Source organism: Clostridium psychrophilum, from assembly GCF_018861705.1.
Taxonomy (GTDB): domain Bacteria; phylum Bacillota; class Clostridia; order Clostridiales; family Clostridiaceae; genus Clostridium_AD; species Clostridium_AD psychrophilum.
In genome coordinates, this window is record NZ_JAHLEC010000001.1 from 86,716 (window position 1) to 104,354 (window position 17,639).

10 protein-coding genes and 1 riboswitch are annotated in these 17,639 nt (G+C 30.5%); of the genes, 3 read left to right on the plus strand and 7 right to left on the minus strand.

All coding sequences use genetic code 11. From position 1 onward, the window contains the following. Window positions 1-76: 76 nt before the first annotated feature. Window positions 77-1,378 carry a M18 family aminopeptidase gene (locus tag KPL38_RS00470; RefSeq protein WP_216285452.1) on the minus strand — a complete coding sequence of 434 codons (1,302 nt, stop codon included), beginning with the start codon at window positions 1,376-1,378 and terminating at the stop codon, window positions 77-79. A 173-nt stretch (window positions 1,379-1,551) separates the two neighbouring features. Between KPL38_RS00470 and KPL38_RS00475 the strand changes: the two genes are divergently transcribed. Continuing rightward, on the plus strand, window positions 1,552-2,739 hold the full coding sequence (locus tag KPL38_RS00475; RefSeq protein ID WP_216285454.1) for a cation diffusion facilitator family transporter: 1,188 nt from the start codon (window positions 1,552-1,554) through the stop codon (window positions 2,737-2,739). A 461-nt stretch (window positions 2,740-3,200) separates the two neighbouring features. Here KPL38_RS00475 and lysA read toward each other — a convergent pair whose 3' ends face one another. Then, window positions 3,201-4,499 carry a diaminopimelate decarboxylase gene (lysA, locus tag KPL38_RS00480; protein WP_216285456.1) on the minus strand — a complete coding sequence of 433 codons (1,299 nt, stop codon included), beginning with the start codon at window positions 4,497-4,499 and terminating at the stop codon, window positions 3,201-3,203. A 26-nt stretch (window positions 4,500-4,525) separates the two neighbouring features. After that, window positions 4,526-5,725, minus strand: coding sequence for an aspartate kinase (locus KPL38_RS00485; protein WP_216285458.1), 1,200 nt, complete (start codon window positions 5,723-5,725; stop codon window positions 4,526-4,528). A gap of 166 nt (window positions 5,726-5,891) precedes the next feature. Then, window positions 5,892-6,062, minus strand: a riboswitch (Lysine riboswitch). Window positions 6,063-6,234: 172 nt separating this feature from the next. Between KPL38_RS00485 and asnB the strand changes: the two genes are divergently transcribed. Next, the gene (asnB, locus tag KPL38_RS00490; protein WP_216285460.1) at window positions 6,235-8,076 is read left to right on the plus strand and encodes an asparagine synthase (glutamine-hydrolyzing); all 1,842 of its coding nucleotides are present in this window, start codon (window positions 6,235-6,237) and stop codon (window positions 8,074-8,076) included. 140 nt (window positions 8,077-8,216) lie between these two features. On the opposite strand, the gene KPL38_RS00495 is transcribed toward asnB, so the two are convergent. The 4 genes from KPL38_RS00495 to KPL38_RS00510 all read right to left on the minus strand — a co-directional run bounded on the left by KPL38_RS00495 (window position 8,217) and on the right by KPL38_RS00510 (window position 16,320). Next, window positions 8,217-9,641: a glycosyltransferase family 2 protein gene (locus KPL38_RS00495; protein ID WP_216285462.1), complete on the minus strand. Its 1,425-nt coding sequence runs from the start codon at window positions 9,639-9,641 to the stop codon at window positions 8,217-8,219. A gap of 38 nt (window positions 9,642-9,679) precedes the next feature. Beyond that, the gene (locus tag KPL38_RS00500; protein ID WP_216285463.1) at window positions 9,680-10,744 is read right to left on the minus strand and encodes a HEAT repeat domain-containing protein; all 1,065 of its coding nucleotides are present in this window, start codon (window positions 10,742-10,744) and stop codon (window positions 9,680-9,682) included. Between the two features lie 62 nt (window positions 10,745-10,806). Continuing rightward, on the minus strand, window positions 10,807-13,950 hold the full coding sequence (locus KPL38_RS00505; RefSeq protein ID WP_216285465.1) for a hypothetical protein: 3,144 nt from the start codon (window positions 13,948-13,950) through the stop codon (window positions 10,807-10,809). 192 nt (window positions 13,951-14,142) lie between these two features. Continuing rightward, window positions 14,143-16,320: a family 2 glycosyl transferase gene (locus KPL38_RS00510; protein ID WP_216285467.1), complete on the minus strand. Its 2,178-nt coding sequence runs from the start codon at window positions 16,318-16,320 to the stop codon at window positions 14,143-14,145. Between the two features lie 322 nt (window positions 16,321-16,642). Between KPL38_RS00510 and KPL38_RS00515 the strand changes: the two genes are divergently transcribed. Continuing rightward, window positions 16,643-17,599 (plus strand): YncE family protein, encoded by a 957-nt coding sequence (locus KPL38_RS00515; RefSeq protein ID WP_216285469.1) that lies wholly within the window; start codon window positions 16,643-16,645, stop codon window positions 17,597-17,599. Window positions 17,600-17,639 lie beyond the last annotated feature (40 nt).

Genomic DNA, 17,639 nt, shown 5'->3' on the forward strand with positions numbered 1-17,639 from the left:
ATTATTAGTAAAAACAACAAAAAGCTCACAAAAATATTGTGAGCTTTTCTTTCGATGTACCATAGTTGTATTTTTATTAAATTTTGTAGAATTCTTCAAAAGATTTAAAAACGTAATTATGATCTAATACTCCCCCTAATTCCCTTATAGAATGCATAGCTAAAGTTGGACTTCCAATGTCTACTGATCGTATATTTAAATGAGTTGAAGATATTGGCCCTATTGTTGAACCTCCCCTAGCATCAGAACGATTTACAAATTTTTGCACCGGCACACCTGCTTTTTCACAAATTAATTCGTAAACCCCATCAGAATTGCTATCAGTTGTATAACTTTGACTCGCACTAATTTTTATAACTGGACCCTTGTTCATGTAAGGCTTAGTAGTTGGGTCATTTTTTTCTGGACTATTAGGATGAAGTGCATGTGCATTATCTGCAGATATTATAAAAGATTTAGCAATAGCCCTAAAAAAGTCCTCGCGATTATTACCTAAAGATATTGTAATTCGCTCTAAAATATCAACTAACATATTAGAATCAGCGCCCTGTTTTGTTGAACTTCCTACTTCTTCATTATCAAAACAAACCATTACGTTAGTTGCCTCTACGGCAGGTGTTTTAACAAGCGCTCTTATCCCCGCATGTACCATCGCTAAATCATCTAATCTTGAGCTTGAGATAAATTCATTGTTTAATCCAATAATTAATCCCTTTTGATATTCATAAAGAAATAAATCAAAGTCTATAATATCTTTAATATTTACAGACAATTCTTTTGCTATACCACTCAGCAAATAATTATTTTTTTCGAATTTTCCACTCACCATCGAAAGTAATGGCAATGTGTCTTTTTGCTTATTAAGCTCAATACCAGCATTTACATCTCTATTCATATGGATAGCAAGATTAGGAATTATCATTATAGGTCTTTTAATATTTACTAGTTTAGTTTCTGGATATAGAATATTTTCACTTCTTAAAGTTACTCTCCCTGCTATTGCAAGAGGCCTATCGAGCCATGTGTTTATTATAGGTCCACCATAAACCTCTGTATTTAATTTTACATATATATCATCTACTACCATTTCTGGATTTGGTTTAATTCTAAAACTAGGGGAATCTGTATGTGCTCCAATAATTTTAAAACCATTTTCTTCGATTTTACCTTTTCCAACAACGAAAGCAATTAGTGCAGAATCGTTTTTTGTACTGAAATATTTTCCACCTTTTTTAAGATTCCACTTTTCTTCTTCTTTAATTTCTATAAACCCTTTTTTGGATAAATCTTCTTTAGCTTTTGCTACAGCATGATAAGCTGTGGGGCTATCATAAATATAATCAATAAGATCTTGGGCAAATTCTAATTCTTCGTTCATATATATTCCTCCAATAAATGTTAAGCATATAAGCAATTTATTTATTCTCTTTGTTAGTATAACAAATTTCATTGTTAATATTTCTATATATTCTAAATAAATGCTATAATTAATTATGAAATATATGTTTAAAAACGATATTTTTATTTATACTATATAATCAGAGGTGGAATATGTTATCAAAATTTTTAATTTCAAGATTCATAAAAAATTATAAAGATACTAGTAATAAAATAGTAAGAGATTCCTATGGTTACTTTGGTGGCTTAGTTGGAATTATATTAAATTTAATTCTTTTTAGTACAAAACTAATTGTAGGGTTAATAACAAATAGCATAGCAATCATAGCCGATGCATTTAATAATCTCTCAGATGTTGCATCATCCGTTATTACAATATTAGGCTTTAAACTTGCAAGTAAACCACCAGACAAGGAACATCCTTTTGGTCATGGAAGACTAGAATATATTTCTGGGCTAATAGTCTCGTTTATGGTGATTTTAGTTGGTTTTGAATTTATTAAAACTTCCTTTAATAAAATTATTCATCCATCTAATGTAATTTTTAGTCTTATACCATTTTTATTAATTTTAGCTTCTATAGGCATTAAGATTTGGATTAGTAAATTTAATAGCATTATGGGCAAGGCAATAAACTCCTCCGCCCTAAAAGCTTCTTCTACTGATGCATTTAGCGATGTAATTAGTTCAAGTTGCGTTGCACTATCACTGCTTTTATCTATTTGGGTTAACTTTCCATTAGATGGTTACATCGGAATATTAGTATCCCTTATTATAATATATGCTGGATATTCACTAATTAAAAAAACTTTCAATCCATTGCTTGGTGAAGCGCCTGATAAGGAACTCGTTAAAGGAATCCGTTCAAAATTATTATCCTTTGACTATATTACAGGAGCACATGATTTAGTTATTCATAACTATGGACCAGGCAGATGTATGGGATCAATTCACGCTGAAGTTCCTTGTGATATATCTATAGTTAAAATTCATGAAATTATAGACAAAGCTGAAAAAGAAATTTCTGATCAATTCAATTTGTATTTAGTAATTCATATGGACCCCATAAATACAACTGATAAGGATGTTAAAGCTTCTCGTTTAGAACTTTTAGATGTATTAAAATCTTTTCCTATAATTAAATCAATTCACGACTTTAGAATTGTAGGAGAAGGCGAATATAAAAATTTAATTTTTGATGTTGTAATTGATTTTGATCCCAACTTTTCAGAAAAAGACGAATCACACTTAGAAGACAATATTAATATAGATCTAAAGAAAATCTATCCTAATTACAATGCTGTGATGACAATTGATAGAGATTATATAGGTGTACAATAGTCAAGTATATATTACGCGTATTTCAATACGATTAATACATTCACCTTGCTAAGAACTCCTAAATTTATTTTTACTTAATCTGCTAAAAAACATAAACTCGCTATCGCTCAGACATATGCTTTTCTTAACGCAACTTAAGTAAAAATAAAATAGGAGTTCTAAAGCTCGCTTCAATGCATTACACATAGCATATACTTTTTTTGCGCATTAAGGGATAAAAACATGAGTAGGTAAGCGTGATTATTACATACTGTGTTTTACAACTCCTTAGCTTGTGGAATAAAATACTTATAAAACAACTTAGAGACACAAAACAATAAATTGTTTTGTGTCTCTAAGGAACATATAAATCAATGATAAATATAGTAAATATCCTTACTACTCCTTAAACTTGATCTACATATTTTATATTTCAAACTCTTATCGCAAGGCATGTAAGAGAAATTAGATACATCTATTTTTTATAAGCATACTTCATTACTAATCATATCTTGATAAGTTTGTCTTTTACATATAATTCTACTAATACCATCATTAACTAGAACTACAGGTGCCCTAGGTATTTTATTATAATTACTACTCATTGAATATCCATAAGCACCAGTTGATAATACCGCCATAAGATCTCCACTACTGACCTTTGGAAGTTTTACACCTTCGAGTAATATATCTCCACTTTCACAACACTTACCTGCAATTGTTACTATCTCCGTGCAAGGTCCATCTATTTTATTTGCAAGTACACATTGATATTGTGCATTGTACAATGCTGGTCTTATATTATCTGTCATTCCACCATCAACTGCCACATACTTTCTAACGTCTGGAATATCCTTTATAGCACCTACAGTATATAATGTTATACCTGCATTAGCTACAATTGATCTGCCAGGTTCTATAACAAGAATTGGCTGTTTTATCCCATATTCTATGCACCGAGCTTTAGTCTCCTCAAGTATTACGGAGCAAAAATCCTCTATTTCCTTAGGTTTATCACCATAATCATAATATACGCCAAAACCTCCGCCTAAATCTAGTTCTTCTATATCATAATTAAACTTCTCTTTTATATGTTTAATAAAAGTTGTCATTATGCGTACAGCATCTCTATAAGGTTCTAATTCAAAAATTTGAGATCCTATATGACAATGAAGTCCTGCAAGTTTTATATTTGAAAGCGTTAATGCAGTTCTTATTACTTGTTCTAATTCATTATTTAATATAGAAAATCCAAACTTTGAATCAATTTGTCCAGTTTTTATATAATCATGGGTATGAGCTTCTATGCCTGGAGTTACTCTAAGAAGAACTCTTTGCATAATGCCTTTTTCCTTTGCATTTTCATTTATAATTTCTATTTCATGAAGATTATCTACTACAAAAGTACCTACTCCAAGTTCTATTGCCATTTTTATCTCAGCAATAGTTTTATTATTACCATGAAAATATATCTTCTCTAATGGGAAACCAGCCTTATATGCAGTATATAATTCTCCTCCTGAGACTACATCTAGATATAGCCCTTCGTATTTTATAATCTCACACATAGCAATAGTTAAAAATGCTTTTCCAGCATAAGCTACCTTATTATGCTCCCCCTCGGATTTAAAAGATTTATAAAACCTTCTACAATTATCCCTTATAAGTTGTTCATCCATAATGTATAGGGGGGTACCGTATTCCTTAGCTAGAATCTGAGCACTAACACCCGCAATACTCAATTTGTTATTGTCATTTTTTATATTACCAAATAATCTCATGTATTTCCCTCCTTTAGTTCTATTATTTATAAGTTAAATTCCTTTGCGATAACTTGAATAGCCTTTGATTTATCTTGTGTTTTAATAGCACAAGTAATCCTTATTTCAGATGTAGTAATCATCTTGATTTCGATATTATTTTTACTAAAGACCCTAAACATTCTAGCCGCTACTCCAGAAGTTGTCTTCATTCCAAGTCCCACCATTGAAAATTTAGTTATCTCCTCATCAACTATTACTTTAGTATCCACTGTTAAATTATTTATGATTTTCAAACTATCCTTCAAATTTTCTTTAGGAATTGTAAATGATACACTTACCATTCCATCTACTGGTGACGATTGGCTTATCATATCTATATTAACTCTTTTAGTTCCTATAGCTTCAAAAATAGTAGCTAATATATTTACATCTTTGGGTATATTCTTAAGAGTTACTGCCACATCATCATCACTTGTAGCAATACCTGTTACTGGTTTACTTTCCATATTCATGTTTTGTACCTCCCTGATTATAGTTCCTTTAATATCACTATTGCTTAGGCCAACATATATAGGTATACTATATTTTTGAGCAAGTTCTATTGACCTTGAATGCATTATTTGTGCCCCCAAACTTGCGAGCTCAAGCATCTCTTCATATTCTATCTCATCTAATTTTTTAGCATCACTATACGCTCTAGGATCTACACTATATATTCCAGAAACATCCGTATATATCTCACATCTACCATTAAGTTTTACAGCTAGTGCAACAGCTGTCGTGTCTGATCCACCTCTACCAAGTGTTGTAATATCTCCTTCTCCATTTATTCCTTGAAAGCCAGCAACTATAACAATTTTTCCTTCATTTAAACTTTTTTTAATTTTATTACCATGTATATCTTCAATTAATGCTTTACCATATTGTCCGCTAGTCTGAATTCCAATTTGGTATGCGGTATAACTTATCGCATCATAACCAAGGCTTTTTATTGCCATGGCCAAAAGTGCACTAGAAATTATTTCTCCTGTTGATAATAATACATCTAGTTCTCTTTTATCTGGCTCTTCTCCCATCCCTTTTGAAAGAGCTAATAAATCATCTGTAGTGTCTCCCATAGCAGATACTACTATAACTAAATCAGTATTTTTATTTTTTCTCTTTACAATGCATTGTGCAATACTTTTAATTTTCTCTGTTGTGCCTACAGATGAACCTCCATATTTTTGAACAACTACTGCCATAATAAAATCACTCCTAATAATATTTATACCGTTTATGTATTTTTGAATAACCTACTGATACCTTCAGTATCTTCCTTTGAAATATAATTAGATAACTCCAAAAAAAAACAATGCAGCAAAGGAACACCCTTGCTGCATAAAATATATGTTTTTATACAAACTTCGTGTACCTTGTAGCTCTCCACTGAAAATCAGTGACAATTTTGCATATATTATATACAAACTCAGAAAATAACTTTACCAAATATATTTTCTTCGGCCATAACTCCTTTTCTTATTCATCTTTGCATGCCTGCTCAGAACAAGTACTCTTAGTTACAGCACCTCTACCCTAGGTAGTTTACTTATTTATTTAATACATAGTCTATCACAGTATGTTTATAATAACAAGTATTAATTAAATGAATTTTTGCTAAAGTATGTTTAATAAAAAAAACATTTATGCACTTTTTAAATTAAACCACATAAGATATATATGACAATGTTATTTAATTTTAGGAGATGATAAAATGTGCGGTATTGCAGGATGGATTAATTTGTATGATAATATTGAAAAAGATGATAGAATTCTTTTTAAAATGACAGATACCTTGAAACAAAGAGGACCAGATGCCTGTGGTTTTCATTTTTCAAAACATGCAATTTTAGGCCATAGACGTCTAGTAGTAGTTGACCCAGAAGGTGGAGCACAGCCTATGACAAAAAAAATAGGAAATAACACCTATACTATAGTTTATAATGGTGAATTATATAATACAGACGATGTACGAAAAACATTAAAATCAAATGGATTTAGTTTTACTTCATATTCTGATACTGAAGTGCTTTTAGTAGCCTATATTTTCTGGGGTGAAGAATGTGTTAAACATATAAATGGTATTTATGCATTTGGAGTTTGGAATGAAACACATCAATCACTATTTTTAGCAAGAGATCCATTAGGGGTTAAACCTTTATTTTATACTATTAAAAATAATTCATTAATTTTCGGTTCAGAAATAAAAACTCTCTTAGCTCATCCGTTAGTAGACCCGATTGTTGACAAACAAGGTCTAACTGAACTTTTTGGTTTTGGACCCGCAAGACCTCTCGGTAGTGGTATATTTCAAGGCATAAAAGAATTGCCTCCATCTTTTAGCGCAATTTATAATAAAAAAGGACTTATTACAAAAGAATATTGGAAACTTACTGCCAAAACTCATGATGAAAATTTGTCTACAACTGCAGAGCATATACGCTCCCTACTTGTAGATTCAATTGAAAGACAACTAATTGCTGATGTTCCAGTGTGCACCTTTTTATCTGGTGGTCTTGATTCAAGTATAATTTCAGCAGTAGCCTCTACCTATTTCAAAAAAAATAAAATGCCTAACTTAAATACTTATTCTGTAGATTATGTTGATAACAGAAAGTTTTTTAAACCTACAGTATTTCAACCAAACACAGATGCTGACTGGATATATAAAATGGTAGATTACATTGGATCTGATCATCACGATATATTAATTGATACACCTGAACTTGCATCATACCTTAAAGAAGCTGTTATTGCTACCGATCTCCCAGGTATGGCTGACGTAGACTCATCATTATATCTCTTTTGCAAAGAGGTAAGAAAAAACTCTACTGTTGCACTTTCAGGTGAATGTGCCGATGAACTATTTGGTGGTTACCCATGGTTTAGACGAGAAGAAGATATAAATGCTACAACTTTTCCTTGGTCTAAATTTGTAAGTGATAGAAGAAGCATACTCTCCCCTGATCTCAAAAATCTTCCACTAGAAGAATATGTTCAAGCAAAATATGATGAAAGTCTTCGTAATGTTCCAAAACTTGAAGGTGAAAGCACAAGAGAGCATAGGATGAGAGAATTATTCTATTTAAATATAAAATGGTTCATGATAACTTTGCTTACAAGAAAAGATAGAATGAGTATGGCAAGTGGACTTGAAGTTAGAGTACCTTTTGCAGACCAAAGACTTGTAGAATACGCATATAATATACCTATGGCTATGAAGTATTATAAAGGACGTGAAAAAGGAGTTTTGCGAGAAGCTCTTACAGGACTACTTCCTGACGATGTACTTTGGAGAAAAAAGAGTCCTTACCCAAAAACTCATAATCCAAACTATACTATGGCTGTTCAAAAAATAATGAATGGCATACTAAAGGATAAGTCTTCGCCAATATTACAACTCATAGACCAAAAACATGTTCAAGAAATAGTTGATTCAGGTGGTAATGCATATAAAAATCCTTGGTATGGTCAACTTATGACAGGTCCTCAACTTATCGCTTACTTGATCCAAGTTAATACCTGGCTTAAAGAATATAATGTTATTTTGAAATAATTTAGGAACTATAAATAGTAAAATGTTTTTAAAAAAACTGTAGAAATATTTTTTCTACAGTTTTTCTTTTATTTAAATTTCTTTCAAATATTTAACAATTTTCCTCAAATGTTTTATACTATAACTTCAATAAATTTATACTACATATTGTGGTCATTATCGCTAGAAGCAAATTTTTTTCTTTCTATAGTCCCCCAGGAATGACGCAATTTTTTAAATTTTATAATTCCTTCAATGCGATAAAGTATAGTAAGTTGCCTATAACCTAAATTCTCGAGTACTGCAAATAATGTAAGCAGTAAAATATCCTTAAGTGATGCATACTTACAAAATGATACCTGCTCTAGTAATATGCTACCCATTGATAACGTACAACCAAGTAAAAATGCAATAATAAGATATATTATAAAACTACTAAAATGCAATAGTCCAAAAAGATATGCTAAAGGTATAAATATATACCCCAAGAACTCAATAACTGGTCCAAATAATTCAAACAGCCAATAATAAGGCAGCGATATCATACCGATAGTGCCATATTTAGGATTAAATAACATAGACTTATAGGTTAATAAAGTATCAAATAACCCAATTTGCCATCTTCTACGTTGAGTTCTTAAATCCTTAAATGATTCAGGCGCTTGAGTCCAACATATCGGTTCCGACAAAAATTGTATTTTGTATTTTTTCTTCTTATCTTTCATTGTTTTGTGGAGTCTTGCAATTATCTCCATATCTTCACCAATTATATTAACCTTATACCCCCCGCAATTAATAACAGCTTTTTTATTAAAAGCTCCAAATGCACCCGAAATAATTAGAATAGCATCCAATCTACTAAGGCTTGTACGGCCAGTGAGAAAAGCACGTAAATATTCAATTATCTGGAATATTGCAATTTTACTTTTAGGAATATTCATTTTTAAAAGTTCACCATCTTTAATTATAGAACCATTTACAATTCTAATAATTCCACCTACCGCTACTGTTTCCGGTTTTTCAACAAATGACATTGTTAGTTTTATGAGTGAATCTTTTTCTAGTATTGAATCCGCATCTATAGATGCAAAAATAGGATATTTCGATACATTTATACCAGCATTAAGTGCGTCGGCTTTATCTCCATTTAATTTATCTACAAATATTAAATTTTCATATTTAGTATTACGATAAATGCCTAATACTTCTTGTGTGTTCAAGCTCTTTTTTACAGGCTGATTTACCTTCTTTAAATCAAACTCTTTTATTATTTTTTCCTTTGTGGAATCTTTTGAACCATCATTAATGATTATAATTTCATATTCCAAGTAGTTTAATGCAAGTAAAGATTTAATATTATCAACAATTGTCTTTTCTTCATTATAGGCAGGTACAATAATAGATATAGGAATCATATTTTTTGATTCACTATACCTTTTATAATCAGACGTTTTCATTTTTTTCATGTAACCTAATATATCTAAAAAAGAAATAACCATCTGCCCATTATAAAAAATGTTTATTGCAATTGTATATGCAATGCAAAACAAACTAAAGTATATAATAAACATTCTAAGAATAAACATTTATAACTTGCACCTCCTTGTATTATACTAAAACCCCATTAAGATACCATTTCTATTGCACTAACAATAGCTTCTTTGGCATATTTATCATTACCACTAATTATTTTAGATGCATATTTCTTTCCACCATAAAGTAAAATAAGAGTGCATGCAGCATTATGTCTTACCCACCACTCTGTATCTCCAGCAGTTTTTGCAAGAGCTGCAAAGCTCTTACATGTTCCAATTTCTTCAAGACTTTTGGCCGATGCTGCTCTAACTTCCCACTCTTTATCATCAAGCATGTTTATTATGTAACCTTCATTGTCCGAATTTTCAAGTTCGCACAAAGCTCTAATACATGCTATTCTAAGATTTTTATCATCACTTTTTAAATATTTAACATAATAATCTCTCAATCCTTCAATTTTATAATCAGCAGCAGCCTTTATTAAAACTCCTTTAATATAATCATCACTAAGTGGCAAAGTTTTATGAAACAAATTTTCTTTTGAACCATTAAAAGCTGAAATTATCTCAATAACAGCTCTGTGAGATAAATGTACACTTTCATAATTTTTTGTTAATATATATACTAATCCTTTTAAGTCACCAAGTTTTGCAAGTGAAAGCAATACATTATATCTAACATCATTATTTTTACAAGAACTAAGTTTAAAAACATATTTTTCTGTATTTTCAAGTTTTAATTCACCCAACTGACGGCAAGCTAATGATTTTTTAAAAGAACTTTTTGAAGTTAGCCTCTCGATTAAGTATGATTTAATTTCGGTTACTTCACATAATTTCATTAATAACTGATGATTGCTTTCAATAAAATCATCGCCATAACTAATTATTATGTTAATTAATGATTCTTTTCTTGAACCCCTATCTTTAACAAACAATGTAATTTTTTGAACTTCTTTTATACCTTGGAAGTTATTTGTTTTATTATTTATAACACTTAAAAGCGTTGAGAACATATCCTCTAAGTCTTGTTTTGCCTTCTTAGTTGTTGAATCACTAAAGTATCTAAAAAACCAAACATAAATAATTAATGCAAAATAAAACATCAATAATCCTGCTGAAATAATCAATAAATATGATGCTGTTTTATCCATATTCATTCCACCTTCTATGTATATTTTTCTTAGGAATCATTATTTATGACGCATTTCTTAAATTAATGATCAAATAATGTTTTTATAATATCATAACTTTTTTTATTACGTGAAACGTAATTTGGCTTCTCCCAAGTACTCCACGTAAATGTTCTATTCCCTGAATCAGAAATATTTTTTGGGAAATGATAATCTACATTTTTTGTTATTTTATCTTTAATAATAACAGACCCTACTATACCCTCAGTTACTCTCACTACTAACTTATCTATCGCATTATTAACTACTGCTTTATTTTTCTTGTCATCTAATACTAATAGACTAGATGGGTCTGTAACATTTAATTGTGCCCATGGAATTCTTATATACAACGTATTACCCTCAAAATAAAAATTGTTAATGTTATCATCAAAATTTCCTGGTACTAAAATGGATTGATCTTCATATTTTGCCGCGATAACTTTACCTGACTTGGTTTTATTAGCTATTGAAATCTGCCTAGTCATCTTTTCAAATACACCAGATATGGACACGCTCGTATAATAAGATCCTTTGCTTAAATTATAAGTTGGTATTACCAATAGATCCGCCTTATTTTTATTTTGCATGTTAATTTCATACTCAACACCTGACCAATTTTCATTTATATAAGGTGTTAGCATATGTTCTCCCTTCCTTTTATCTATAGTATTCAAATAAATCATTAAACTTTTCTTATTAAAATCAGGTAATTTGTTAAAACTTGATTTTATATACAAATAAGATTCATCTGCTGTATACGCTATTGATTGTAAAGGTTTTGCTGCCTGCATCGATGTGGGATAATCTTTTGGAACTGGTGACTCTAGAGCTAAAATTCCATAATTCTGAGCAGGTTCAATCATGTTATGCCATAAATTACTTCGCTCATACGGTATCATTAAAGATGATGTAGTAGGTCCGCTCCTCCCCCATTCATCAGCCCATTCATAAACAAGACCACCCATACAACCGCTGTCTTTTATTATATTCATCATAGAAGCAATTCCTTGTCCTTGTATAACCTCACCATTTTTACCATTAGGGTATTCAAGCCCCCCTATCTGATTTGCTCCCATACTTGTAGGAATACCAAATTCGCTAACTAATACAGGATATTTTTTTTGAGTTTTTATAAAACTATCCATATATTCTTTGTACCCAGCATATCTAGGTTTTAAATCGTCGTCTTCACCAGTCATAAACCCTGGATGATCTGGGAAAATGTTGTATGCACCAAAGAATCCACACTTAACCTTACTAGAAATATCAACATTATTAATATCAACGCATGTTACATCATCATCGCCATTAGTTCCTGATTTATCATGGTGAAGGGTATCAAGTTCTGGAATGCTAGTAATTGCAACAGGATGCTGCATATTATATTTTTTTTGCTCATATTGATATATTTCATCACTAACCGATGCGAGCCACGACTCTGTGGTCGTCGCATTTATTCCAGATGAAACATTAACTCCATTATATTTATATAGAGGATTTGCTTTATTAGTTGCTAACACATTAGTTGTGTTTAGTCCTGGATCTACTAAATATCCAAGTACATACCCTGAAACATCATTAATGTATAAATCGTAATCCTGACCATCATTTATTTTAATCGATGTATTTCCATGAATGGCGTTAATAGTATCCTCAGTTGCCTTTTGATAAGCTTTTCTATAATTTTTACTTAGAAAATTTTCATTCTCCTTTTGATCCTTTACCGATATATTTTGGAGTAAAAATAATTTTTTATTTGGATTAAGAGAATTATAAATATCAAGTACACGATAAAAACCACAAGGCATAATTGTATACACTCTTATGCAGTTAACATTCATCTTTCCTATCTTTTGAAGCCACTGCGTATATATTATGTTATCGCTTGGGAAACTTCCTTTAGCAAAACCTGGCAATGAAGTACCTATATCCACTCCTTTGACATACATTCTCTTCCATATTCCATTTTGGTAAACAGAAAGATACTTAGAAGAAACCTTTGACACAAGCCTCGTACCTTCTTTAGTAATTCCTGCATTAGACTTAAAAACGATGTTTTTATCTAACGGTTTAATTTCTTTTAACACCTTTGACATAAATGGAACATAAAAATTCCAATAAAAATATGAACTATCACCCTCACTACTAATGCTGAACATTTTATATAAATTCGCTGCTCCTAAAAAAGAATATGCTTTTGCAGTTTCACGGTAGTCACAAAAATCGCCGGCAAAGTAATATGATTTTTTAATACTAGATTTATTCATGATAATTGCAGCAAATTTATCCCCTAATCCAAATAGTTTCATTTGTTTTATTCCGTCAGTTGTCAAATTTATGTCATACCAAGCAATAACTGATTTATCATCTTTTGGTTTTACAATTTCAAACCAATTATAATAATCGATAACTTTTGTATTAAATTCCTTCGCTCTGTCCGTAGATAAATTTATGGAGTTTCCTTTAAAATCTTTTCCACGTTTAAGAATTATAATTCTATTGTTTCCTGCTATTACTATACCTGCGCCAGTCATATTCCACTTTCTTCCAAATTGTGCCTCATATATTGTTCTAATCCAATTTGGAACGTCCTCTTTAGACGATAAGTCAGAAAAAAACTTACCCGCCCACCCTGTAAAATTAACGCCAAATATATCGGAAAGTTCACTTGCCACACTTGCCTTTGTAGGATTTTGTGCAATATTGTACTCTCCAATAACAGTTGTTCCTTTCGCCTGCGCCGTTGCAATTAAGCCAACTTCATCCTTAGTAAGTCCTGAAATTCTTTTTGGCTCTTTGCCATTAATCTTGGAGTTATCTGTGCCATAGGTATCAGCTATATAAATTACGTCTGGTACTTTTGTTAATTTATTCAAAGGTAATTCCTTTAGTTTTCCAGAAGATATAAAATTTCCATAATAGTCACGAGCTACATCGTATAATTTATTAGTATTAGGATTCTTTATACCAAGTTGATCCATAAGCCAGAATAATCCACGATGCTTACTGTAATCTAGTTCAGTTATCTTATCCTTCACTGATGTCATAATTGGAAAAGTTTTATTTAATACAACTATTTGAAGACTCTTTCTAGGCATAACTTTCCATAATATAAAAGGTGTCACTAATGCCAATAATACTAATGCAAAAATTAAAGTTTTAATTTTAATAGGTTTTTTCCCCATTATTTATTCCTCATTCCCTATTTATTATTTAACGACATTTCAGAAGGAAAGTCTCCCATTTCTATAAGTTGGAGTTAACTACCATAGCAAAAATAAAACTTCAATGAAATTTCAAATCTCCTTCTGAGGTCGTTATTGCATCTCTTTCAGAGATGTTACAGCTCCGCAGGAGATGATTTTGCTTCAAAAGCTCTAATTTAATTTTTGTAATCCCTTTTGTAAAATGTAATATGAAGGTTTTAACCTTTCATGAAATGTTGGTGTCTCCCATGTCTTCCAATCATATTCTTTCATTATTAAATCCTGGGAGGCACCATTTTTCATATTCTCCACTCCAAATCTGAACCCGTCCACCTTTAATGGTGATATTTTTCCCTGAGCATACATATCATCAATTACATATTTCCCTGATGGATCCATAACATTAAGCAGCTGCCATGGGATTCTTATTTCAAGTTTTCCATTATTATAGTTAAAATCACTAAGAGAATTAAAATCTACATCATTTGGGTTTGCATTACCATATTTAAGTAATCCAGTCTCATAACCAGTAAAAGGAATAACAGTATTTAACTTTGGCACAACAAATTCTTTATTGGTGTTAAGCCTAATATAGTTAAATATTCCAGTATTTTTAATCTCAAATGATGGCTCTGTTTTAATTAAATTTGTTAGAACGCCATATCTGAAATAATAATTATCATAGTATGTATCTACAAGCACATGCGAATCATTTTTTCCATGGATTTTAATTACGAAGTCTGCATTGTTACTAAAAGTTGTCTTGTACTTTGAAAAGCTTTTATTTCCCTGTCCATTTATTGTGTCTATTGGTATCAATAATGTATCTTTATTAAAGTCGTAATTTTTAGCATCTATCATTAAATAAACATATCCTTCGTCACTCTTTACATCCATTTTAATGTTACCGCTTGAAACCAGTGGTTTATCTTTTGCCCAATCATTAAAAGCACCATCAATATAACAGATGCTTTTCTGATTGCCAGGTTCTAGTGCCAAAAGACCAAAATGCTGTTCATTTGTCTGTGCATTAAGCCAAAATGGACGAGAATCCGGTAAATCAAGATCATTGTTGTTCCAAGTTCTTTTAAACCATTCATCCTGCCACGAAAAAGCTAATCCACCAGCAAGGCCTCCAAAGTGCATATCATTCATCATTTTTAGTAACATATTGCCTTGAGTTTTCTCATCTATAAATCCCTGATTAAACCCTGTTACTTTGTTTTCATGTGCCTTTCCCCTTGAAGCTGGGATGCCAAATTCTGATATTAAAACAGGCATGGAATGAAATTTATTAATCTCCTCTAAATAAGCTAAATAAGGATTTGGTTTTCCATCAGTGCCTTTGAATTTAACATAATTAGTCTGAAAACTAAATGAATCTGGATAATAAGGGTATACGTGATAAGATGCAAACATACCAACCTTTAAGCTATTATGCCCTTTAACATGTTCTACATTTACTGAAACAATATCCTCGTTTTTATATGGTTCATTCGGATGTTTTAATGGGTCAGTTGTTACCCAGTTTGAGAAAGCAACTGGTCTTTGCATTTTATATTTTGTCATTTCATAGTCTATAATCTTGTCTCCCATATTACATAGAAAAGTCTCAAAAGGTGATGCATCCTTTGTGTAGAGATATTTACCATTATAATTATTGCGTTTAGGATTATTTTCATTTGTACTTACTACGAAGGATGGATCCCATTCTATACCCAAAATCCATCCAATAACATACTTTGAAACATCTGATGTGTAAGTACCATCAGCATAACCTTTTCTAACTGGTAAATAACAATTTCCATGCAATATATCAACAGTCTCTTTACCTGACGTAATTACATCCTTTAATATCTTATCATTATTACCATAAGCATCATTAATTGTTGTTATATCATTTTCATTAACCCAAACTCCATGAATCATATAAATAGGCTTTTTACCACTTTTCTCAGCTTTTTTATTAAAATCATATAAAGCATTATAAAATTGAGGTCTTTGCACAGTATAAACTCTAATTGTATTTGCATTCATTTGAGATATGTAACCAAACCATCTATAATATTCATCGTAAGTAATAGCAACATCTCCAGGGAACGCACCTGGTTTTCCAGCTCCAATATTGACCCCTTTTATAAACATTTTATTCCACGTACCTTTTTCTAAAACATAAAAATAATTTTTATCCGTCTTACTTATATAACCCAATGTATTTTTTATCACAACTGTAGTATTTTTATTTGCTTTGTTATTTTTATGTAATACAAATAATACTAAGGTGACCGTTATTAATAAACCAAATGCTATAATAGCAAATAAAATAGTTTTTTTGTTTTTAACAATCATCTTGTCCCCCCCTTAAGTATGATAAAAATAAATCATACCTACTTTTCCTTCTTATATGTTAACAAAACTATTCTTAATTAAATTAAATTCTACAATTTATATCGATTTCCTTTATCTTTTTTCATTTTTTTCTCGTCAAATTATTTAAATATTCAACATATTTTGCACTATTTACATTGTATTATTTCTTATTAATTAAGTGTCAATATATAACAAATTTTTAAGATTCATTAAACTTATAGTTCATTAAACATATAATATTAAATAGCTGTATAATTTAATATTATTCAACAAAACCTAACCAAAAGGGTGGTGTTGTTAATTGAAATGTTTCAAAGTGTATTTTTGTTTAATTATAGTAGCTTTGTTTCTTATTGTAGTAAAACATTTTAATAAACCACTAGAAACATTAAACTCAACAAGTGAATTAACAGTGCGACCTTTTGTTGCAATAAATCAAAAAAAATCTTTAAATAATAAATCAAAAAAATTAGAGTTGATTAAATATACCCACCCTACAAATAAAAGTTCTGATAATTCACTATTTAATATAAAAGATAAGCATAATTTTCAAGGGATTACATTTTTTAAAAACCATTTTTATTGTGGTTTTGATGTAGGTAATGGACATGGAAAAATAGTTAAATATGATAGGTTCGGGGAAGAGATTTTCGAAACAAAATCAATGGTTGTAGGGCATTGTGCTGATCTGGGATATAGGACTAAAACAAATAATATTTATATCGCGAATGGTGGCGGCCATAATTTAGCACGTGTTTATGTTGTTGATTATACTAAAAGTTCAATACTAAGTACTTTAAACTATAATAGTTTGGGAACATCAGCCTTACTTGCTATTGATAATGTGCATGACTATTTAATATTGCATACTGTTATAAATCGTGGCGATAATGGCAATCCAACATTTACTATCATAAATCTAGCCAACATGCATGTTATAAATACTTTTAATATATCTACAAAAGGTACCCCACAAGGATTAGAAACTGATGGCAAAAACATTTATTTATATACAAATAATAAAATTACGGTGCTAGATTATAAAGGTTCAATAATAACTACTTATTATATCCACAAAACGGGAGAAAGTGAAGGCATAACAATAGCACTAGAAAACGAAATCCCATTTTTAGCTATTGGGTACAATTCTCCTAATAGGATTTATGCATTAAGAGGTCTAAAACGTTTTCCATTTCATAATATTAAAGTTCTTAATAATAAAAACACAAAACCTCACAGAAATAAACTACACGCATAGTTACCCGTAAATTTCAATTATTTTATGAATATTAAAACAA

What these genes read in the sequence shown, in the direction of transcription:
- KPL38_RS00470 (WP_216285452.1), bottom strand. Translation starts at nt 1,378, where the DNA reads ATGAACGAAGAATTAGAATTTGCCCAAGATCTTATTGATTATATTTAT.
- KPL38_RS00475 (WP_216285454.1), top strand. Translation starts at nt 1,552, where the DNA reads ATGTTATCAAAATTTTTAATTTCAAGATTCATAAAAAATTATAAAGAT.
- lysA (WP_216285456.1), bottom strand. Translation starts at nt 4,499, where the DNA reads ATGAGATTATTTGGTAATATAAAAAATGACAATAACAAATTGAGTATT.
- KPL38_RS00485 (WP_216285458.1), bottom strand. Translation starts at nt 5,725, where the DNA reads ATGGCAGTAGTTGTTCAAAAATATGGAGGTTCATCTGTAGGCACAACA.
- asnB (WP_216285460.1), top strand. Translation starts at nt 6,235, where the DNA reads ATGTGCGGTATTGCAGGATGGATTAATTTGTATGATAATATTGAAAAA.
- KPL38_RS00495 (WP_216285462.1), bottom strand. Translation starts at nt 9,641, where the DNA reads ATGTTTATTCTTAGAATGTTTATTATATACTTTAGTTTGTTTTGCATT.
- KPL38_RS00500 (WP_216285463.1), bottom strand. Translation starts at nt 10,744, where the DNA reads ATGGATAAAACAGCATCATATTTATTGATTATTTCAGCAGGATTATTG.
- KPL38_RS00505 (WP_216285465.1), bottom strand. Translation starts at nt 13,950, where the DNA reads ATGGGGAAAAAACCTATTAAAATTAAAACTTTAATTTTTGCATTAGTA.
- KPL38_RS00510 (WP_216285467.1), bottom strand. Translation starts at nt 16,320, where the DNA reads ATGATTGTTAAAAACAAAAAAACTATTTTATTTGCTATTATAGCATTT.